The sequence below is a fragment of the Pseudomonas rubra genome (assembly GCF_028656935.1).
Lineage (GTDB): Bacteria > Pseudomonadota > Gammaproteobacteria > Pseudomonadales > Pseudomonadaceae > Aquipseudomonas > Aquipseudomonas rubra.
Window position 1 is genome coordinate 1 of record NZ_JAMDGZ010000066.1, and the last position, 16,504, is coordinate 16,504.

Genomic DNA, 16,504 nt, shown 5'->3' on the forward strand with positions numbered 1-16,504 from the left:
AGTTCGCCGGACGCTTACGCCCGAGATTTGCTTGGCGACTTTGTGCCTTACGCTCCAGAGTGAGTGACCATTACTGGATCGGTTTTCTGTGGGCATGGGGATACCTTGAAGAGGTGTCATGTGCTTCAATCTCCTGCTCAGAATTGGAACCACTAGCAAGGAGCGCGACATGAGTGAATTCGAGAGATTTGAAGCGTGGCGATCGGCGAATGAGACCGCTTTGGCGATCCACCGCAAATGGGAGGACCTAGATCCTGATGAGTTGGGTGCTATGGTCCTAAAGCTGCGGAGGGAGCTCGATCCTTTCTTCGACTGGTTTCCCGCGGGCTGGTACAGGAAAGAGCAGCTCCTCGCGCACGTTGGCGCTATGGCCAGCAATCTGTCGTCGGCGAACAAGGAAAGTTGCCATAGGGACATAAACGACCTGGTTTATGCAGACATGCCAGCGCTGTTTACGCACCTGCTCACCGAGTACAAAAAGTCGCTCAGCCGGTAAAACTAAGTGGGGCAATTGGCGACTCGTCCAACAGGAAGTCCATCTGCGCGGCCCCTTCGATCCAAGCTGTGTCCAGGCGCTGTCGGGCGAGGGCGGCGTATTCGGGGTTCAGCTCGCATATGACCGACTGCCGGCCTTCCTGCATGGCAACGAGGGCGGTGGTGCCGGCGCCGCCGAACGGGTCGAGCACCATGCCGCCGCGCGGTGAGCCTGCCAGGACGCAGGGGCGGATCAGGTCTGGCGGGAAGGTGGCAAAGTGGGCACCCTTGAAGCTGTGCGTGGCCACGGTCCAAACGCTTCGCTTGTTACGAGTGGGTCTGGCGCCGATCTTGTGCAGTGAGCCCCGGATATTGGAGTTCTCGGTTGGCCGTTCACCTGGTAGCGATTCAACCGGAGAGACATTTCCAGGTCCTCGCGGCTCAACCGCATCCTCTGCGATTGCCGCCTGGTCGAAGTAATACCGTTTCGACTTGCTCAGCAAAAACACGTACTCATGCGCCTTGGTGCAGCGATCGCGAACACTTTCCGGCATCGGGTTCGGCTTGTTCCAGACGATGTCCTGGCGCAGGTACCAGCCATCATCCTGCAGTGCGAACGCGACTCGCCACGGGATGCCGATCAGATCCTTCTCTTTCAGCCCATCCGGTACTTCCTGGATCGACTTGCAGATTTCCTCCTGCCCGCGGCGCCGGTTCGCGAAATCGCCACCACTCTGCGGACCCAGGCCGCCCTTCCGAGCGTAGCTGTCACCAAGGTTGAGCCACAGCGTGCCATCGTCGCGCAGCACGCGGCGCACTTCACGAAAGACGACGACCAGAGCCTGCACGAATTCTGCGGGTGTAGGTTCCAGGCCAATCTGTCCATCCGTGCCATAGTCGCGCAGTCCAAAGTAGGGCGGGCTGGTGACGCATGTATGCACTGATTGATTCGGAAGCGTCCGCATCATCTCGATGCAGTCGCCCACCAGGATGCGGTGCTGCTGGGTCATGTCGTTGTCCTTGCGTGCAGGCGCCGACCTCGCCGGGGTGGTGTGATTCGTTGAAGTGGGGTATTTGTGTCCGCCCTAAAAAGGACTTGAGAGAATTCTTGGAATGGCGGTCAGAGAACCAACAGATAAGGATCTACAACAGAGCTTGTGGTTATCCTGGGTGATAGTAGGGTTGGCTATTGTCATCCCAATAATGGCTTTGAGCATTCCGTTCCCGCGCTTTGACGGTCTCGACCGCGCGGGCTGGTTTAGCAGAAGCGGGTCCGTGACCACAGTTTTTGCAATCTTGGCGGAAGTCATACTGATCAGAGCGAAGCTCTCCATCACCCCGTTGGGCTTTGGGTGGGAAGGACTTCAAGAGCAGCGCGACAAGTTCATCCCAAAATTTGAGGGCCCTGAATTGCTGATTTTGATTCTGACGGTGTTTGGGACTCTGGTCTGGGGATACGGCGACCTGCTCTACAAGTGGTCAATTACTTTTGTCGCTGCCGTCGGCCCTGTTGTTGAGGGACATGAACTGGAGAAGTTGAAAATTTCCGCAACTACAGTGGTGTGGGTATGCTCAGTTGTTTCCGCTATCACTTGGGCCAAGTCAGCGGCAGCGAACGTCCCCGCCAAACTTCCCGGAAGCCAACTGATCTTTCAGAATGAGGACGGCTCCCAGACGGATTTGATCGCGACAGCGAAGCTACAGGGGAAATGGAACAAGATCGCAGCGCTTTTTGCTTCAATCGCTGCCCTCGCTCAAGCTATTTCGGTGTTTTTGAACTAAATTTCAAGCGTTTGAGGCCAGCTCCGGAGGTCAGGCGGCGTATCGCTTCTTCTCGGCGCGCTCTTCAGCCAGGCGCCGGCGCAACGCTTCTTTGTAGCTCGCCTTGGCCTCCCTCATGGTCGGAGCCCACTCGCCGGTAACTTCGCGTGTCTCGTATGGTGACCACTGGGTGAAGCTGTAGTGGCGTCGAAACTGGCGGTACACACTTCCGCGGGGGGAGCGGACCATCCGGTATTCGCGATCCTGCCACTCGCCGCGCTGCTGGTACAGCGGCATGTTGATGCCGAGGAAGTGGGCGAAGCCGTCGTAGCACTCACATTCGTCGAGATATTCATCGAACCTGGTGCGCTTGAGTGGTGGCGGAGCGGGCGGTAATTTGCCCAGAGCAAACTGCTTGCCCTCGTCTGTGGCGCGATACACAACCTCATCCTGGGAGCAGAAGGCCGGGGCCTTGCCGCAGGTCATCAGGCCGGCGGACACCAGCACGTCCAGGTTGTTCGAATCGTCGTACCCTGAGCTGGTCAGGAAGTGGTTGCGGCTTATGCTGCGGCGGTCTGAGCGCTCAGGGCAAAGGCCCAGGGTGTGCCAGAGCAGGCCGAGCTGCTTCTCGGTGGCTTCGATCATGGCTTTCTCCATGCATGCGCCGCCCTCCGTGGCCGGATGCGGCATGGTGGCAATTTGGTTTCATATCGGTTTTGATAGCGCTCCCACAATTGCTTGATAGCAGGAGTAGTAATGATCAACACGGAAATGCACGATCACTTTGGCGAGGAGCTAGAGTTCGTAGAAATTGATTTGCGTACGTCCAAGCACAAGAATCGGTTGGTTGAAATTTTGGAGAAGCGTAACCAGCTCACCGGGGAGTTCGAATACGACATTCAGGCTAAATGGACCCAGCCGAAGTTCCACCCGAACATGACGATGACTGAGGACGAGCTGCTTGAGCTCTCTGCTGTAATCAACGGCTGGGTTGAGAAAATCAAAACGGCTCGTGAGCTGCGCGATCAGTCTGAGGGCGAATGATCTCGTCACCTGGATCACGCTTGATTTCGGCCGTGCTGGCCGCTTCGAACTGGCGCGCTAGTGTTGGTGAGATATAAAAAGCTGGCGCGTCAGGTCGCTCAAGGCGACGCGATCGCTCTTCAGGGACCTGGGCAATCCACGAAAGCGCCAGGTCATGCCAGAGCTCCTGAACCTGGGCGTAACCGTGGTGCTCGATCTCTGCAGCCATGGCAGCCTTGATCCCAGCGGGCATTTTGAAGAATACCTTCTCGATGCCCAGCTTCTCGGCCACTTCCTTCTGGCGGTCTCGGTAATCCGCCGAGTGCTTGGCTGCCCCCGTCTTCTTCTCGGCCATTGCCGATACCTCTCAAGCCGCTTGGCGGCAGGTTGATCCATTGCTGGCGCCGGCCGTGCCGGACGCGGTTCATGCGCTTCAAGGTCTGTCGCTCCAGCGCGGAAAGTCGATTCCGTTCTCCTCGGCTAGGCGCGCTAGGTGCCTGCAGACGCTGAGTCATTAGATGGCCTTTTGCGCCTCAATGGGGTATTACGGGTGGCCGGCATGGGGCCGGAGAAAAGGAGAAACAATGTACGCTGGGGAAGTTTCAGTCGATGCACTGAAAGCATTCGGGATATCGATCGACACTAGGCATGGGAAGGCTGGCGAACTCGCCGAAATGCTCAATTTCTGTGTTGCGATAGAGAAGAAGAGACTTCAGAACCGGGTTATAAGCCTCTTCTACGATTCCAACAGTTACTGCTGCACATTTGAGCTTTGCCCTTCGGTAGAGGAGTTCGATGAGGTGGCTACCGAAATCCGTAATACAGCATTGGCAACTATTGGCCAATTTGAATGGTTTGGGGTCATCAACCACGGCGCGCCAATTGATGCTGACCTGGAGGAATGATCTCGTCTCCTTGGTCCTGCTGAATCATCAGCATGCTCTTGCGGCTGAACTCCAAGATCAGCCCGGGTGATAGCTTGATCTCATGCCGTGGCGGCGCCAGGAATCTCATGGCCTGCTGTCGCGGCATCGACCGAACGGCGTGAATCATGCGCTCAACCAGTAGGTCGGCGCCGTGCAGCGCCCAGTCGCATAGCGTGTCCAGCGCGCTCTTTGTTCCCGGTCGGGCCGTGAGCCGCAACACCTCGTTCCGCGCCACAAGTTCACCACCTGCCATTTCGTGGCGCAGAAGCTGGAGTAGGGCGGGCCGGCCAAGCGCGGCCAGGTGGTGAATCATTAGCGTCATCGCCTCGCCCTGTTCCTCGATCCCGGCCCACTCCATCAGTTCCAGAAGGGTCTGTTTAGTCCCTGGTCGAACCATCAAGCGCAGGTCTTCTTCCTGCAGCTTGGCGGCCCTCTCTCGGCGGCGCTCGTCGCGCTCCTGCGGCGTCATCGCCATACACCACCTCCTTCAACCCGCTAGGCGGCAAGTGAACCTGTGCCCTGCGCTGGTGACGCTGCAGGGCCATTCGTTTGGGTTTCATGGGATAGCTCCATATCGGTGTCGTGCCAGCCTGCAAGCCACCAGCCGCCATCTACGGTCATGTTGCTGTAGGACTGGGAGAGGCGGCACTTTCCGTCTTGGCGGCATGCCCGGCCCAGGTAATAAGCCGTGGGGTAGATGAGACGAAACCATCGGGCCTTCACGACTACGCCCCGGCCAGGTGATGCAGTGGCGCGAAGGGGATGTCGTCGTCAAAGCTGTCGAAGTCCGGGCCCGGGGCGCCTTGCTGGTTCTGCTGCTGCGCCTGCGGGCGGCTCTGCTGACGTTGCTGCTGAGGCCGAGCCTGTTGCTGCTGGCTTCCTTGCTGCGCCTGCTGCGGTGGGCTGCCGGCAAATTTGATGATAATCACGCGGCCAGTGAGCTTCACGCCCTGGGAGTGGTCGGCCTTGGTATAGGTTTCGACGTGGGCGTCGTCGATGGTGAAGTGCAGCTGCTGGCCCTTGAGCAGATAGGGCGCCATGGCCTCGGCCTGCTTGCCCCAGAGCGTGGCGTCGACCCACTGAATGGGGCGATTGCCACCTTGGCCTTTGCGGCCATATTCGCAGGCCAGGGCCAGGTTGCAGACGGCATTCCCTTCAGGTGTGTAGCGCAGTTCAGCATCGCGGCCCAGGCGGCCGATATCGGTAAGAGTAGGCATCGTGATTCCTTGGTTAAGCGGCCAGGCCGAGCACCTTGTTCATGCGCTCGTCGAGGATTTCGTAAAAGGTCTTCACCCGTTCGGTGAGCTTGCTGATCATGGCTTCGTCGCGGTCCACGCGCTTGACGAACAGGGGCATGCCCGGCCAGTAACTGATGAAGTCAATCCACTCGCGATCCGAGACCCACAGGCCGCCCTGGCACTGGGCGACGTGCTCCTTCGGCACTTCGCCGGCCAGGATCACGCCGACCTGAAACTTGGGCAGCTTGGTCTTGATCTCAGTGAGGCCGTCTTCGCCGACCAGGGCGTCTGGCGAGTAGCCGATTCCATGATTGAGGATGATTCCCACCGAACGAGTCTTGAGGCTTTCGCGGTCCTCGTAGAGCCCGCGCGCCACACCCTCCAACTCATGGCCACGAATGGTTGCCTTGGTCTGGAATGGAATCTCGGCAGCCTCTTCGGTGATGCGCTCGCCGATCAGCTGATCCATGTAGGTGAAGGCGGCCACACCGAAGCCAGCCTCGCCCTTGCCAGCGACGAGCAGGCAATCCAGCTCTGAGCAGGTGATGATGCCCAGGCGCAGGGCCAGCCACTCGGGCGTGCCTTGCTCAATGTCAGTGATGATCTGCATTGGAGGTCTCCTGGCCTGCGGCTGAGTTCTGGCTGGCGGACTTGGTGAGCATGCCGAGCACCTGGTCGAAGGCAGCTTTCTCAACCGCTGATGGGGTGCCATGGATGTTGGCGAACGCGGCTTTGGCTTTGTCGCTGCATCTTTCCAGTAGCGCAGCCAGCTGGGCGGCCTGTACCGAGGTCACGCGCGGCGTCACTACTGCACCGTTGCCGTCGTCGTCCTCACCGGTGGTGGTGAAGTTGAGCAGGGCGCCGGCGGTGTAACGCTTGCCGTAGCTCACACTGGAGGCCACAGCCTGAACGCTATTCTTGCTGCCGGTGGTATCGGCCGGCAGAACCAAGGCGGTGGTTTCTCGGTGCCCGGCGCGATGACTCAGCACGCCCTCGACCTCAATCCCGCGCTCGTTGCGTGGAGTTCGGAAGGAGAGGGCAAAACCGTGGCGGGCAAGTACCGGCTTGATCATCTCGTTGATGTCCTCCCAGAGCGCATAGGTGCTCTGGATGCTGCCGCTCTTGTCCTTGATGCCGCCGCGCTCGCCGATGACAGGCAGCTCTTCCTGCATCTGGGCCAGAGCCTCATCGAACTGCTGTTTGGCCTATAGCGCCTGGATGTTCTGGTGCATGACCATCAAACGCTCCATCTTGTCGATGTCGGCGCTGGGGGACATGGCGACCTGCTGGATGATCTGCAGGATGGTCACCGACTCGGCGGCGATCACTGGGGTGTTGGTCTGTTCGACCAGGGCTACTTGGCTCATGGCGACCTCAGTACTGGATGGAGATGTTGGGGATCCTGCGCAGGGCAATCAGGGTGATTGCCTGTTTTGCACATTCCTCTGTCATGCCGCCGGCGACAAAGGCCTCCAGAGCGGCGCGGTTGACTTTGGTCTTGTGCGCCTTGTCAGCCTCGCGGGTTTCCTGCTGGCGGAGAATTTCGGTTGCCGCGGCATCGGCGCGCCGGCGCTCATCTTGGCGGGCTTGCTCGGCAGCTTCTTCGGCACGGCGGGTGGCGGCCTGGCGCTCTTGCTCGGCGCGCTGCTCGGTGGCGACCCGATCGGCTTCGGCCTGGGCCCTGGCGCGTTCCGCTTGCTCGGCCTGAAGCTTCAGCTCCAATTCCCGGCGGTCGGCGGCGGCCTTGGCTTCAAGTTCGCGGCGCTGGGTGGCTTCGCGCTCGGCCTGGGCCTTCTGCTCGGCTGCGACCCGGGCGCGTTCGGCGGCTTCCCGAGCGATGCGTTCTTCGCGCTCTTTCTGCTCGCGGGCTTCAGCCTCGGCGCGCAGGCGGGCCAGTTCCGCCTGCTCGGCTTCATACTGCTGGCGCGCGGCGAGGGCGGCGCGCAGCACCTTCAACGAATCGTCCTTGGCCCGGGCAGCTTCGGTTTCGAACTCCTCCCACTGATTGCCCAGGGCTACGGCCTCAACCTTGGCGATGCGATCAGCCAGATCTTCGGCGGTTATGCCTTCCAGCGCTTCCGCGTGGAGCTTTAGGTGGGAGATGGCATTGTTGTGTCCGTCTACCCGAGCATCCTCGGCTGCCTGCCACTCGTTCAGCGGCTGGCGCACCTGGTCGCGGAGGTTGTCCATTGCCGTCACGAAATCGCGCAGCTCGGCCTCGACGACTTTCGGCATTTCCTTCAGGCGGCGCAGGTAGTCGCGGCCCGGCTTCTCGACGGCGGTCTTCGACTTGCTGACCTTGGCGGCCAGGCTGGCGATGCGCTCACGGCCCTTGCGGGAGGTCAGGTCAGGCACTTCGCCTTCGACCTCGGCCTTTGCAATCTCGATGAACTGCTTCAGGCCGCCGGCGACGTAGATGGCCGGGGTGTTCTCTTCGCTGATGTCATCGACGGCGATCAGTTGCTGTTGTGCGGACATACGAATCTCCCGCGCCATCCATGCGGTGGGCGCTGATGTAGTGGTTACTGAGTGATTGCGCCGGCCAACGAACTGGCGAGCATGAAGGCGGTGCAGGCGAGAAGGGTGAGGGCAGAGCCGCGCCAGAATGCGATGCGCTTGGCGCGCTGGTAGCAGGTCACGCCTTCACCTCGTAGGCGACCGTCCATTCACCACACAGGCAGGCTCGGCCGCTCCATGCGTGCACATTTGGGATTCCCGCGTCATGGGCCAGGGACAGGGCGCCTAGCCACTTCGGATGGGTGAAGGCCAGGATCATGCGGTCGTTCGGCAGTTCTTCGAGCTGCTCATCGATGAGCGATTTAACCGGTGCAGTGCTCATATAGCCTCCTTGCGCCGCTCGGCAACCCGGCGAACGCGCTCGCAGTAGTGTTTGAACTCGTCGGCATCGAGCGTGCCGGCAGTGAAGTGACTGACGATCAGGGCTTCCAATCGTTTGTCGGCGCGGAGCGAGTAGCGCTCATCCAAGCTGATGATGGCCTCGCCGATGAGGACGTGCGGGCTCATAGCTCGGCATCCTCGGCTTGGGCGATCAACGCATCAGCCGCTAGGGGCTGGAGCAAGTTGCGGGCAATTCCCCGGAGTGCTTCTTCGGGATCAAGACTGTCCAGGACCTCGTCAGCCACGCTGCAGGCCTCCGACGAATCCTTGCGCCTGGCAGCCAGCACCAGACGCCCAAGAGCCGAAGGACTCACAACAGAGACGCTAAGCTGGCCCATCACGAACTCATCAACAGCGACTGCGAACTGTTCGAGGGTCACGCCCTGCTGAGCGCGCAGGCGGCGCTGGAACGTCACGTCGCGGCCTTCCAACAGGTCGCCAGCAGCATTGTCGACCCATACCCGGGCGGCCTCGTTGTTTCGGTTGGCTGGCTCAGGCTCGGCGTGGTCGTAGAGCCACTGTGCATTGCGAAGTGCGTGCATGGTTGTCTCCAGGGCGTGTAACCGCATTGGCCAGATGCCAGGCGCAGTGACCAAACTGGGCGTGAAAAGCCAGCCTGGCACCTGCCTAATGCGGTCGATTGTTTTTGGATGGGGGTTATCCGTGACAGGTGAACTCGCCGTGCAGGCGTTCACGCAGGGCCCGCACTGCAATGGCTGCTGGCTCTAAATGGTCAAAATCGCCGGCGTAGTGCGAAACGCCTTCAAGTTTTACTTGGGCGCGCCATTTACCAAGAGAGGGAATCCAGACAACGCCCTTAACGCCGCTCGTATTTGTGTGGGCGCGTTTTGTGTTGTGGCTGTTCTGCGATGCGGTGGCCTCGCGCAGATTCGCCCAGACATTGTTATTTGGGTTTCTGTCGATGTGACCAACCTGATCGGTAGGCCACACCCCAGTCATGTAGAACCATGCGAGGCGATGGGCGCGATAGCCCTTCTTGTCGATGGTCACGTACATACCTTTGTCCAGGCAAATGTAACCGGCAGGCTTTCCAGCTACGCGTGTTCCTTTCGATTGGAGCCAGGTGAAGACCCCGCTTTCAGGGTCGTAAACCAATAGCTCGCTCAGGCGCTCATGCGTCAGCATTTGCGTCTCCTTGAGATAATTTTCAGGGAAGGGGATGCAGGCGCCCGGCGCTGCCCGGGGTGCGTCGAGTCTGGCTAGCTTTGCCCTCGGACTCGCCTGCGGTGGTGTTGATGGCCGGTACCAATCCCGGCATAGGCCCCGTTCATTCCTCGGAACCTCGCTGGATAGAAGCTCGCTGCTTGGCGGCAGGATTCATCCACACCGCAGAACCCTCGATGACTGTCCCCTGAACACCAATATGGGCAAGGAGGGCTCTGCGCTATGGATTCCCGCATGGGCGGGCACTGGTCGGTGGCGCTGGTTGTTCAGTCGTCCTCGCCTTGGGCCAGCATCTTTTCGATGTCGGCGGCGTCCGGCTTCTTCCAGTTTTTGATCTGGCCTGTCTCCAGGTCGATGTTCAGGATCAGGTAATCGCCGTAGTGCTCACCGGGAAAGAAGCCCGGCACGTAGCCTTCGTAGCTGCCCACCTCGTCGCCTTGCGCGTCCTGCAGGCCTGCGGCAAAGCCGTCGCGCACCTTGATGTGAAGCCGAAGCTCGGTCACGTCGACCTGAACCGTTTTCTGCTGGTTGATCTGCATGCTGCGTTCCTCGGTTGATTTCCCGTCTGGCCCTGTCGCCAAGGCCAGCCAGTGAAATCGTCATGCTGCGAATAGCTCTTGCTGCTCAGGCACCGGCATCAGGTAGGTAACCAGTTGCTCGGTTGGCCATTCCGTTACGTCGGTCCAGTCGGGATGCAGCACGTTGAACACGGTCGGGTGCAGCCATTGGCCCTGCTTCTTGTCCGGGCTGATGCAGAACTTGAAACCTTGGTCTTTCAGGTGCATGTCGTTTTCTCCCAGTAGATTCCCCTCTGATGCGCCCCGCTTGAGGCGCACCGGGGAATCGTCTGTCATGCGTGCTGGGCGTCGAGCCAGGCTGATACTTTTTCCGCAGCCTCGTGCTGCTCTGCATTTTTCAGCTCTTGCACATATGTGCGAGCTTCATGGGTGAATTGGTCTTTGTCCTTGATGACGTCCATCGAATGCTTTAGCGAGTGCAGAACACCGCCGACCAGCCAATCGACTTGGCTCATGGTTACGTAACGCTCGCGGCAGATGCGGGCCGTCCGGATGTGGTTTTCAACAACCATTTTCACGCTCATGGTCTTTCTCCAGTGGATTCCCAGTGCCGCCTCATAGAAGCGGCATCAGTGAATCTCTTGGTGCGCCGCGACCCGCTACTGGCGTCGGTCGCTGGCTTGAATCTTTTTGTTCCTCCAGCCGCGGGCCTCTCGGCTTGTTCTCCCGCTGGATAACTGAACTCGGCGCTTTACGCTGCACGCCCGGGGCAGTTGCCACCCCTCTGGACTGTTGAGGCCTGTCCATCGCTGCCTTTGAATCTGGGCCGGTGTCGATCCGGCAAGGTGTATCGCTAAAGAGCGGCGCGGCTTTCGCTACTGGATCGGTGTTGCTTGACTTGAAACAAATATAGGCAAACCCATATTTTAAGTCAATGGGAATGCCCATAATTTTCCGTTTGCATGCTGCGACCGGAAAAAGCACTCAGTGGCGGGCCTCACTGTCGAGCAGGAAGAGGGCACCAACAGGAACTGCTTACTGGCATACTGCTACGGCAAGGACGCGAGACGATGCTCGCATCCAAGTACGCAAATAGCATTTGACCGGACGGCACACAGAGGGATGACTGGGCGATGATTGACGGCGTTGAGATTTTCAAAGGGCATGGCGGAAGCATCGAGCTGAGTGGTGCCTCAATCACCATCAAGCGGAAGGGGGTGTTGGCTTTCATGACGCAGGGTTTGAAGGGTGATAAAGAGATCCCCATCTCGCTACTCACCGCTATTCAATTTAAGGCGGCTGGCATTTTTACCAACGGTTATATCCAGTTTTCCTTTCAGGGAGGAAGCGAGGCAAAAGGAGGGGCTATTCAAGCTGCCTCCGATGAGAACACTGTACTGTTTACAAAAGATCAGCAGCCGGCCTTTGATATTCTTCGCGAGAAACTTCAGTCGCGAATCGGCAAGCCAGTCCCTTCGAATGGGCAAGGATCCTATCTCGATGACCTTGAACGGCTAGCAGCGTTGCGATCCAGTGGAGCCCTCACCGAAGATGAGTTTCAAATCAAGAAGCGCCAGATTCTAGGGCTTTAATGGTGTTGAATATAAGCCCGGCGTTTGGCCGGGCTCTCTGCAGGCGGGGCCAAATTCCTTTGGCTCAGCCATAGTGTTGGATAGGTGTGACGGGATCGTGAGCGCCATGAAAAGCCTGCCAAAGCTGGCATGATCACCGCGGGCTAGAATTGCGAGGACACCATAGTGCACTCCAATACGCCTGATTGACCTTCTTGAGAGTCCACTACTCGCATACTGCTGCCTGCTGCAGCGAAACCAGCCTTAATCGCTTGGTGGACAAATATATTCTGTCCCGGCACCGCATTCACCTTGATCTGATCAGTGTTCCCACCGTCCGCCGTAATGACATGCCTGCCTGGGGGTAGCTCGGTGTAAAGGAAGCTGTTGGCCACAGTCTTTCCGAGAATCCTCCCGTCGACGGTAACCTGCATCTTGATCGCTCCACCGCGATACTCATTGCGGTAGATGTAGAGGCCAGTCATACCCGTAGAAGGGGTGAAGGCTTTCGCTTGGCTCTCTTCTTTCGGTGTTGCCATAGGCACGAAGGCACAACCGGAGAGAAACAGACTCAGCAGAGACGCCAGGACCAGGGTTCGCATGTGGTGACTCCGTTCGGGTGGGGGACAATGGTACCGCCTTGCCTTCAACCCAGACAGTAAAAATCCCGCAGAAGCGGGCTGATATATGTGGCATGCGAAAAATAGGCTGGCAAATGTCGCCTTGCTAGCACCAGCCCAAGGTGGCTATGTGCGGAGTCAATTTAATGCAATTGTTTGCTTCCGGCCGGGCTCTTGATCGGGCCGTAAATGGAGGGTGTCAATATATGACAAATAACCGCCTGTGATTACCTAGCAAACATACCCCACCAGAATACGTGGCCAAGGATCGCAATCTGCTCCTCCTGAACTTGGTTGAAGGTGTAGTCCTCATCCGGATGCTCGTCCCGATTGAAGCTGCGCAGCCTAATCCCGTTAGGGAGCCTGTAAACCTGCTTCACCCGTAGTTGACCGTTGTGATTGATCGCATAGAGGTCGCCATCAACGATGTCCCCGAATGAATTCTTGCCGGTGTTCACGCCGACCGTTGCGCCGTCGCGTAAGACAGGAATCATGCTGTTGCCGCGGACGACTACGCACTTGGCGTTGCTGAATTGAACGCTGTTGTGCCGCAGATCCTTTTTGAAGAATCGCAGGCGTGCCTGGTCGCTTTCCTGGATCACAAACCGGCCAGAGCCAGCCGCTAACTCGACCTCACGAAGAAATGGGACGTAAACCTCGTCATCGTCCAGCGGGGTGGCGTCATCCCATGGCTGAATGTCCGACATCGAAACACTCGGCTCAATGCGCTGAAGTGGTGAGGTTTCACTCCTGCCTGGGATCATGTCGCCTTTACCTTCAGCAAGCCACATGGGAGAAACCCCGCACGCTGAAGCAATCTGGGCGGCAAAGGCTGTAGCCTTGGATTTCCCACGCTCGAGGTCGGAAATCGAGGTCTGCGTAAGGCCAGCGCGCTCCGCAAGCTCGGTTTGGTTGAGCTTGGCATGTCGCCGGGCAGCTTTGAGTCTGTCTTTGAATTCCATTCGCGAAGTATTACGGGTGCTCCCATACTCTTGCAAATCGGTATTCCCGTAATCTACCATATGGGTATTCCCGTATGGAGGGGTGTCATGACCGAAATTTATAAGGGCCTCGTCGATTACTTCGGAACCCAAGAGGCCACAGCCGAAAAACTTAACGTTGACCAAAGCACTGTTTCCGGATGGGTTCGGGGGAAGCACGGCATGTCTCCAGTGGTTGCCAAACGAGCGGAGGCGTTGACCGAAGGTACTTTCAAAAAAGAATCCCTGTGCCCGTCGTTTCCTTGGGCCGAGATGGCCGCCTGAGCGACATCGCTGTCCGCCGATCCACTGAAGCCAGATTAGAAGAGAGCAGTCCTCATGGAAACGTCCAGTCCAAGACAGGCATCCCAGACCCGCGACCAGGTCCTCATTGCACACGCACAGAACCAAGTCGCCCGCACCAGCATGAGCCAGGACGATTTTGCCCAAGCGCTTAGTCGCGAACTGCACGCCTCATGCCCAGGCAAGGCTGCAGCCAAAGACGTTCCCGATTTCGAGGCGCTTACTCAGGCAAATGACGTCAGCGAGTTCGTGAAGGCTACGGGCCGGTGGCTGAAGCGTGTCCAGCGCTGGCTCTCGGGCGAGAACGATATCCCTTCTTGGCTTGAAGAGTCATGGGTCGACGCGCTCATGCCGGAGTTCCGCGACCACTGCATCAATGAACTGGCGAGCCGCCACGGCCTGATCGGCGCTCGCCATCTGGAAAGCGATCAGTGTGCAAACAAGAGCTTCGGCGCGCTGATCCGCGCCCTCGGCGACGTGATCGACACCGGGAGCGAAGTATTTGACGACCAAGTGATGTGTGCAGAGGACCTGCCACACCTGCCGGCTTTTGCGAAGCAGTGCCGTCAAGTTGAAGCAAGGGCAGGGGAGCTAGGCCGCAAGGCTGAGCAGTTCATGAAAAGCGGTTCAAACCTGAAGGCTGTTTCTTAAATCTCGGGCACAAAAAAACCGGGTTCACGGCCCGGTTCATTGCTACATCAAGTTGAGGTGATCGTAATGCATCAGGCAATCCAAGGCAATACCGGGCGCCTCGCGCCACGAAACGAAAGCTACGAAAACGTGGCGCGCACCATGTCGAGCATCGAGCTTCGCGACCTCATCAATGAGGGTCGCGCTGCCGCTGGCGAGCCAAAAGTGCGGAATGATCAGTTCCTCGCTCGCGTCGAGGATGAGTTGGGGGATGAGCTGAAGGGGGTGCAAAAATATTACACCCCTGTCTACGGCAACCAGGTAGCAACGTACGACCTGACTCTCGATCAGTGCATGCTAGTTGGGATGCGCGAGTCCAAGGCCGTCCGGCGTTCAGTGCTGCAAAAGCTCAAGTCGATGGAGGCGCCACGCGTCATCGCCACGCTCCCCGATTTCTCCAACCCTGCCGCCGCAGCGCGCGCCTGGGCCGAGCAGTTCGAATTGCAGCAGGCTGCCAACCAGGCGCTGGCCATCGCCGCCCCCAAAGTCGAGTTCGTCGACCGCTATGTCGAGGCTACAGGCCTGAAGGGTTTCCGCCAGACTTCCAAGCTCCTTCGGGCCAATGAGGCCCGCTTCCGTGAGTTCCTACTCGACAAGAAGATCATGTACCGCATGGGTGGCGAGTGGCAGGCCTACCAGCAGCACATCGACGCCGGTCGCTTTGAGGTTAAGACCGACACGGCCGAAAACGGCCACGCATTCAATCAAACCAAATTCACCCCGAAGGGCGTCACCTGGGTGGCCGGCCTCTGGGCTCAGTACAACCTGGGCGAGATCTGATATGCAATTCACCGTGACGATCAACCAGACGAAGGCGCTCGAATGGGGACTCAACTCCCAGCAAGCGCTGTTGTTCGCGTTCGTCTTTGAATGTCCGAGCCTGGCCAGGCTGATAGAGACGGAAAGTGGCGACTTCTACGCGCTGAGCAAGGCAAATATTGTCGAACAACTACCGATGCTGACTGACAAGCCAGACACCGCCTATCGTCTGCTGAAGGCCTTGGAAGGTGCCGAGTTAATCGAGTTGCTGGAAGGCCCGGAAGAGGCTTTTCGCTTGACCGAAAAGGCTAAGGCATGGAACCCGGCCTATCAACCCGATTGCTTAGTTCGGCCACTCAGAACTACCTGTAGCCGCCGACGCTCAAACAAGAAGCCTATCCCCCAAGGTGTTAGAACACTCGTTTTCGAGCGCGATGGCTGGGCTTGCCTTCGCTGCGGATGCTCCAAGCAGCACCGGCTGCGCGCTGATCATGTCGTTCCTGAAAGCAAGGGTGGCCTCGCGACTTTGGAGAACCTCCAAACGCTTTGCATGTCCTGCAACAGCTGGAAGGGAGTGAAGACTGTCGATTTCCGTTCGAGCGCGAAGGTGATGGCATGACCTTCCAGGAGCTACTGGATCGGCCCATCGCTTTTCAGCGAGCCTTTGTAACTATCGGTGTGGGCATTACCGGTGCGCTGATGCTGTCCCAGGCGATCTACTGGTCCAATCGCACGGAGAACGCCGAAGGGTGGTTCTACAAGACTATGGAGGAGTGGGAAGCCGAGACTGGCATGACACGCTCCGAGCAGGAGAGTGCCCGTAAAAAGCTGATTAAGGTTGGCGCGCTTGAAGAGATGAAAAAAGGCGTGCCTTGCCGCCTTTTCTATCGGGTGAACATCAATGCAATTCACGCAAACTTGTCTGCTGATTTCCCGCAAACCAGTTTGCAGGATTCCCGCAAACAAGGACGCAAGAAGGTCGCAAGCAAGGCTGCTGAAATCCCGCAAGCTATTACAGAGACTACAGCAGAGATTACACCAGAGACTACGGCAGATACCTTGCAGGACGCCCCGGCTTCGCCAGGCCAGCCTGCCGCCAAGGTTATCGCGCTGGTCACCGTCCACGGCGAAGAGCCACGCTGTGAAATCCCGGCCGACATGCCAGGCCCGAAAGATCACACCTGCAAAACTTTCAAGGTCTGGGCGAACTACGCCATGGCCTACCGCAAGCGCTACAGCACCTGGCCGGTGTGGAACGCCAAAGTCGGCGGTCAGCTAGGCCAGCTTGTCGACCGCCTCGGTGCTGATGTTGCACACCACGTCGCGGCTCACTTCCTGAAAACCAGCGATGCCGCCGTGCTGCGCAAGTGCCACAGCCTCAACGAACTACTGGTGAACGCCGAGAGCTACCACACCCAATGGGTGACTGGTCAGCGCATCAACGGGACCACCGCGCGTCAGATGGAGCGCACTGAGGCAAACCTGTCCGCAGCGGAGCAGGCGGCTCAACTGGTTCTGGCCAAACGCCAGGCGGGAGAGCGCAATGAGTACCTGTGAG

28 protein-coding genes and 1 pseudogene are annotated in these 16,504 nt (G+C 58.6%); 11 read left to right on the forward strand and 18 right to left on the reverse strand.

What is annotated here, in order from left to right; translation table 11 throughout:
• Nucleotides 1-169 precede the first annotated feature (169 nt).
• Nucleotides 170-496: a hypothetical protein gene (locus M5G17_RS24650; RefSeq protein WP_273895472.1), complete on the forward strand. Its 327-nt coding sequence runs from the start codon at nucleotides 170-172 to the stop codon at nucleotides 494-496.
• Here M5G17_RS24650 and M5G17_RS24655 read toward each other — a convergent pair.
• Complete coding sequence (locus M5G17_RS24655) at nucleotides 486-1,484, reverse strand: DNA-methyltransferase (protein WP_273895473.1); 999 nt, start codon at nucleotides 1,482-1,484, stop codon at nucleotides 486-488. The two genes, M5G17_RS24650 and M5G17_RS24655, sit on opposite strands and share 11 nt — an antisense overlap.
• A 103-nt stretch (nucleotides 1,485-1,587) precedes the next feature.
• On the opposite strand from M5G17_RS24655, the gene M5G17_RS24660 reads away from it, so the two are divergent.
• Nucleotides 1,588-2,256 carry a hypothetical protein gene (locus tag M5G17_RS24660; protein ID WP_273895474.1) on the forward strand — a complete coding sequence of 223 codons (669 nt, stop codon included), beginning with the start codon at nucleotides 1,588-1,590 and terminating at the stop codon, nucleotides 2,254-2,256.
• Between the two features lie 30 nt (nucleotides 2,257-2,286).
• Here the strand turns inward: M5G17_RS24660 and M5G17_RS24665 are convergent, their stop codons facing one another.
• Nucleotides 2,287-2,880, reverse strand: coding sequence for a hypothetical protein (locus tag M5G17_RS24665; protein ID WP_273895475.1), 594 nt, complete (start codon nucleotides 2,878-2,880; stop codon nucleotides 2,287-2,289).
• A 111-nt stretch (nucleotides 2,881-2,991) separates the two neighbouring features.
• On the opposite strand from M5G17_RS24665, the gene M5G17_RS24670 reads away from it, so the two are divergent.
• Nucleotides 2,992-3,279 carry a hypothetical protein gene (locus M5G17_RS24670; RefSeq protein ID WP_273895476.1) on the forward strand — a complete coding sequence of 96 codons (288 nt, stop codon included), beginning with the start codon at nucleotides 2,992-2,994 and terminating at the stop codon, nucleotides 3,277-3,279.
• On the opposite strand, the gene M5G17_RS24675 is transcribed toward M5G17_RS24670, so the two are convergent.
• A complete protein-coding gene (locus M5G17_RS24675) occupies nucleotides 3,236-3,613 on the reverse strand; it encodes a hypothetical protein (RefSeq protein WP_273895477.1) in 378 nt (125 codons plus the stop codon). The genes M5G17_RS24670 and M5G17_RS24675 overlap by 44 nt on opposite strands.
• 229 nt (nucleotides 3,614-3,842) lie before the next feature.
• On the opposite strand from M5G17_RS24675, the gene M5G17_RS24680 reads away from it, so the two are divergent.
• Nucleotides 3,843-4,163, forward strand: coding sequence for a hypothetical protein (locus tag M5G17_RS24680; RefSeq protein ID WP_273895478.1), 321 nt, complete (start codon nucleotides 3,843-3,845; stop codon nucleotides 4,161-4,163).
• Here the strand turns inward: M5G17_RS24680 and M5G17_RS24685 are convergent.
• From M5G17_RS24685 to M5G17_RS24745, 13 genes are all read right to left on the reverse strand, one after another.
• Complete coding sequence (locus M5G17_RS24685; protein ID WP_273895479.1) at nucleotides 4,123-4,659, reverse strand: hypothetical protein; 537 nt, start codon at nucleotides 4,657-4,659, stop codon at nucleotides 4,123-4,125. The genes M5G17_RS24680 and M5G17_RS24685 overlap by 41 nt on opposite strands.
• Nucleotides 4,660-4,909: 250 nt before the next feature.
• Nucleotides 4,910-5,401, reverse strand: coding sequence for a single-stranded DNA-binding protein (locus M5G17_RS24690; protein WP_273895480.1), 492 nt, complete (start codon nucleotides 5,399-5,401; stop codon nucleotides 4,910-4,912).
• A 13-nt stretch (nucleotides 5,402-5,414) separates the two neighbouring features.
• The gene (locus tag M5G17_RS24695) at nucleotides 5,415-6,032 is read right to left on the reverse strand and encodes a lambda exonuclease family protein (RefSeq protein ID WP_273895481.1); all 618 of its coding nucleotides are present in this window, start codon (nucleotides 6,030-6,032) and stop codon (nucleotides 5,415-5,417) included.
• Nucleotides 6,016-6,603, reverse strand: a complete 588-nt coding sequence (locus M5G17_RS24700; RefSeq protein ID WP_273895532.1) for an ERF family protein — start codon at nucleotides 6,601-6,603, stop codon at nucleotides 6,016-6,018. Before M5G17_RS24700 ends, M5G17_RS24695 begins: the two co-directional genes overlap by 17 nt.
• Nucleotides 6,604-6,627: 24 nt before the next feature.
• Nucleotides 6,628-6,789 carry a hypothetical protein gene (locus M5G17_RS24705; protein ID WP_273895482.1) on the reverse strand — a complete coding sequence of 54 codons (162 nt, stop codon included), beginning with the start codon at nucleotides 6,787-6,789 and terminating at the stop codon, nucleotides 6,628-6,630.
• Nucleotides 6,790-6,796: 7 nt separating this feature from the next.
• Nucleotides 6,797-7,900 (reverse strand): coiled-coil domain-containing protein, encoded by a 1,104-nt coding sequence (locus M5G17_RS24710; RefSeq protein WP_273895483.1) that lies wholly within the window; start codon nucleotides 7,898-7,900, stop codon nucleotides 6,797-6,799.
• Nucleotides 7,901-8,057: 157 nt separating this feature from the next.
• Nucleotides 8,058-8,261: a hypothetical protein gene (locus M5G17_RS24715; RefSeq protein ID WP_273895484.1), complete on the reverse strand. Its 204-nt coding sequence runs from the start codon at nucleotides 8,259-8,261 to the stop codon at nucleotides 8,058-8,060.
• On the reverse strand, nucleotides 8,258-8,446 hold the full coding sequence (locus M5G17_RS24720; RefSeq protein WP_273895485.1) for a hypothetical protein: 189 nt from the start codon (nucleotides 8,444-8,446) through the stop codon (nucleotides 8,258-8,260). Before M5G17_RS24720 ends, M5G17_RS24715 begins: the two co-directional genes overlap by 4 nt.
• Nucleotides 8,443-8,862, reverse strand: a complete 420-nt coding sequence (locus M5G17_RS24725) for a hypothetical protein (protein WP_273895486.1) — start codon at nucleotides 8,860-8,862, stop codon at nucleotides 8,443-8,445. The genes M5G17_RS24720 and M5G17_RS24725 overlap by 4 nt, the downstream gene beginning before the upstream one ends.
• Before the next feature lie 115 nt (nucleotides 8,863-8,977).
• Nucleotides 8,978-9,466 (reverse strand): HNH endonuclease signature motif containing protein, encoded by a 489-nt coding sequence (locus M5G17_RS24730; RefSeq protein WP_273895487.1) that lies wholly within the window; start codon nucleotides 9,464-9,466, stop codon nucleotides 8,978-8,980.
• Nucleotides 9,467-9,771: 305 nt separating this feature from the next.
• Nucleotides 9,772-10,044 carry a hypothetical protein gene (locus M5G17_RS24735; RefSeq protein WP_273895488.1) on the reverse strand — a complete coding sequence of 91 codons (273 nt, stop codon included), beginning with the start codon at nucleotides 10,042-10,044 and terminating at the stop codon, nucleotides 9,772-9,774.
• Between the two features lie 60 nt (nucleotides 10,045-10,104).
• A complete protein-coding gene (locus M5G17_RS24740; RefSeq protein WP_273895489.1) occupies nucleotides 10,105-10,290 on the reverse strand; it encodes a hypothetical protein in 186 nt (61 codons plus the stop codon).
• Nucleotides 10,291-10,355: 65 nt separating this feature from the next.
• Complete coding sequence (locus M5G17_RS24745; protein WP_273895490.1) at nucleotides 10,356-10,607, reverse strand: hypothetical protein; 252 nt, start codon at nucleotides 10,605-10,607, stop codon at nucleotides 10,356-10,358.
• 549 nt (nucleotides 10,608-11,156) lie between these two features.
• On the opposite strand from M5G17_RS24745, the gene M5G17_RS24750 reads away from it, so the two are divergent.
• The gene (locus tag M5G17_RS24750; RefSeq protein ID WP_273895491.1) at nucleotides 11,157-11,615 is read left to right on the forward strand and encodes a DUF4429 domain-containing protein; all 459 of its coding nucleotides are present in this window, start codon (nucleotides 11,157-11,159) and stop codon (nucleotides 11,613-11,615) included.
• Between the two features lie 143 nt (nucleotides 11,616-11,758).
• Here the strand turns inward: M5G17_RS24750 and M5G17_RS24755 are convergent, their stop codons facing one another.
• A complete protein-coding gene (locus M5G17_RS24755; RefSeq protein WP_273895492.1) occupies nucleotides 11,759-12,196 on the reverse strand; it encodes a DUF2846 domain-containing protein in 438 nt (145 codons plus the stop codon).
• Between the two features lie 245 nt (nucleotides 12,197-12,441).
• A complete protein-coding gene (locus tag M5G17_RS24760) occupies nucleotides 12,442-13,176 on the reverse strand; it encodes an XRE family transcriptional regulator (RefSeq protein ID WP_273895493.1) in 735 nt (244 codons plus the stop codon).
• An 87-nt stretch (nucleotides 13,177-13,263) separates the two neighbouring features.
• Between M5G17_RS24760 and M5G17_RS24765 the strand changes: the two genes are divergently transcribed.
• The 6 genes and pseudogenes from M5G17_RS24765 to M5G17_RS24790 all read left to right on the forward strand — a co-directional run bounded on the left by M5G17_RS24765 (nucleotide 13,264) and on the right by M5G17_RS24790 (nucleotide 16,503).
• Nucleotides 13,264-13,479 carry a YdaS family helix-turn-helix protein gene (locus tag M5G17_RS24765; protein ID WP_273895494.1) on the forward strand — a complete coding sequence of 72 codons (216 nt, stop codon included), beginning with the start codon at nucleotides 13,264-13,266 and terminating at the stop codon, nucleotides 13,477-13,479.
• A gap of 54 nt (nucleotides 13,480-13,533) precedes the next feature.
• Nucleotides 13,534-14,148, forward strand: coding sequence for a hypothetical protein (locus M5G17_RS24770; RefSeq protein ID WP_273895495.1), 615 nt, complete (start codon nucleotides 13,534-13,536; stop codon nucleotides 14,146-14,148).
• 66 nt (nucleotides 14,149-14,214) lie between these two features.
• Nucleotides 14,215-14,967 carry a phage antirepressor KilAC domain-containing protein gene (locus tag M5G17_RS24775; protein ID WP_273895496.1) on the forward strand — a complete coding sequence of 251 codons (753 nt, stop codon included), beginning with the start codon at nucleotides 14,215-14,217 and terminating at the stop codon, nucleotides 14,965-14,967.
• A gap of 1 nt (nucleotide 14,968) precedes the next feature.
• Nucleotides 14,969-15,268: pseudogene (locus tag M5G17_RS24780) on the forward strand (phage replication protein); the annotation flags it as partial.
• Entirely contained in the window at nucleotides 15,242-15,565 is a 324-nt protein-coding gene (locus M5G17_RS24785; RefSeq protein ID WP_273895534.1) for an HNH endonuclease, read from the forward strand. The pseudogene M5G17_RS24780 and the gene M5G17_RS24785, both read left to right, overlap by 27 nt.
• Nucleotides 15,562-16,503, forward strand: a complete 942-nt coding sequence (locus tag M5G17_RS24790; RefSeq protein ID WP_273895497.1) for a phage replication protein — start codon at nucleotides 15,562-15,564, stop codon at nucleotides 16,501-16,503. Before M5G17_RS24785 ends, M5G17_RS24790 begins: the two co-directional genes overlap by 4 nt.
• The last annotated feature ends 1 nt before the right edge of the window (nucleotide 16,504 follow it).

Coding starts and splice junctions, on each gene's coding strand:
- M5G17_RS24710 (WP_273895483.1), bottom strand. CDS start 7,900: ATGTCCGCACAACAGCAACTGATCGCCGTCGATGACATCAGCGAAGAG.
- M5G17_RS24670 (WP_273895476.1), top strand. CDS start 2,992: ATGATCAACACGGAAATGCACGATCACTTTGGCGAGGAGCTAGAGTTC.
- M5G17_RS24765 (WP_273895494.1), top strand. CDS start 13,264: ATGACCGAAATTTATAAGGGCCTCGTCGATTACTTCGGAACCCAAGAG.
- M5G17_RS24695 (WP_273895481.1), bottom strand. CDS start 6,032: ATGCAGATCATCACTGACATTGAGCAAGGCACGCCCGAGTGGCTGGCC.
- M5G17_RS24705 (WP_273895482.1), bottom strand. CDS start 6,789: ATGAGCCAAGTAGCCCTGGTCGAACAGACCAACACCCCAGTGATCGCC.
- M5G17_RS24790 (WP_273895497.1), top strand. CDS start 15,562: ATGACCTTCCAGGAGCTACTGGATCGGCCCATCGCTTTTCAGCGAGCC.
- M5G17_RS24690 (WP_273895480.1), bottom strand. CDS start 5,401: ATGCCTACTCTTACCGATATCGGCCGCCTGGGCCGCGATGCTGAACTG.
- M5G17_RS24755 (WP_273895492.1), bottom strand. CDS start 12,196: ATGCGAACCCTGGTCCTGGCGTCTCTGCTGAGTCTGTTTCTCTCCGGT.
- M5G17_RS24675 (WP_273895477.1), bottom strand. CDS start 3,613: ATGGCCGAGAAGAAGACGGGGGCAGCCAAGCACTCGGCGGATTACCGA.
- M5G17_RS24660 (WP_273895474.1), top strand. CDS start 1,588: ATGGCGGTCAGAGAACCAACAGATAAGGATCTACAACAGAGCTTGTGG.
- M5G17_RS24740 (WP_273895489.1), bottom strand. CDS start 10,290: ATGCACCTGAAAGACCAAGGTTTCAAGTTCTGCATCAGCCCGGACAAG.
- M5G17_RS24650 (WP_273895472.1), top strand. CDS start 170: ATGAGTGAATTCGAGAGATTTGAAGCGTGGCGATCGGCGAATGAGACC.
- M5G17_RS24735 (WP_273895488.1), bottom strand. CDS start 10,044: ATGCAGATCAACCAGCAGAAAACGGTTCAGGTCGACGTGACCGAGCTT.
- M5G17_RS24745 (WP_273895490.1), bottom strand. CDS start 10,607: ATGAGCGTGAAAATGGTTGTTGAAAACCACATCCGGACGGCCCGCATC.
- M5G17_RS24750 (WP_273895491.1), top strand. CDS start 11,157: ATGATTGACGGCGTTGAGATTTTCAAAGGGCATGGCGGAAGCATCGAG.
- M5G17_RS24760 (WP_273895493.1), bottom strand. CDS start 13,176: ATGGAATTCAAAGACAGACTCAAAGCTGCCCGGCGACATGCCAAGCTC.
- M5G17_RS24715 (WP_273895484.1), bottom strand. CDS start 8,261: ATGAGCACTGCACCGGTTAAATCGCTCATCGATGAGCAGCTCGAAGAA.
- M5G17_RS24725 (WP_273895486.1), bottom strand. CDS start 8,862: ATGCACGCACTTCGCAATGCACAGTGGCTCTACGACCACGCCGAGCCT.
- M5G17_RS24775 (WP_273895496.1), top strand. CDS start 14,215: ATGCATCAGGCAATCCAAGGCAATACCGGGCGCCTCGCGCCACGAAAC.
- M5G17_RS24720 (WP_273895485.1), bottom strand. CDS start 8,446: ATGAGCCCGCACGTCCTCATCGGCGAGGCCATCATCAGCTTGGATGAG.
- M5G17_RS24665 (WP_273895475.1), bottom strand. CDS start 2,880: ATGATCGAAGCCACCGAGAAGCAGCTCGGCCTGCTCTGGCACACCCTG.
- M5G17_RS24685 (WP_273895479.1), bottom strand. CDS start 4,659: ATGGCGATGACGCCGCAGGAGCGCGACGAGCGCCGCCGAGAGAGGGCC.
- M5G17_RS24655 (WP_273895473.1), bottom strand. CDS start 1,484: ATGACCCAGCAGCACCGCATCCTGGTGGGCGACTGCATCGAGATGATG.
- M5G17_RS24730 (WP_273895487.1), bottom strand. CDS start 9,466: ATGCTGACGCATGAGCGCCTGAGCGAGCTATTGGTTTACGACCCTGAA.
- M5G17_RS24770 (WP_273895495.1), top strand. CDS start 13,534: ATGGAAACGTCCAGTCCAAGACAGGCATCCCAGACCCGCGACCAGGTC.
- M5G17_RS24680 (WP_273895478.1), top strand. CDS start 3,843: ATGTACGCTGGGGAAGTTTCAGTCGATGCACTGAAAGCATTCGGGATA.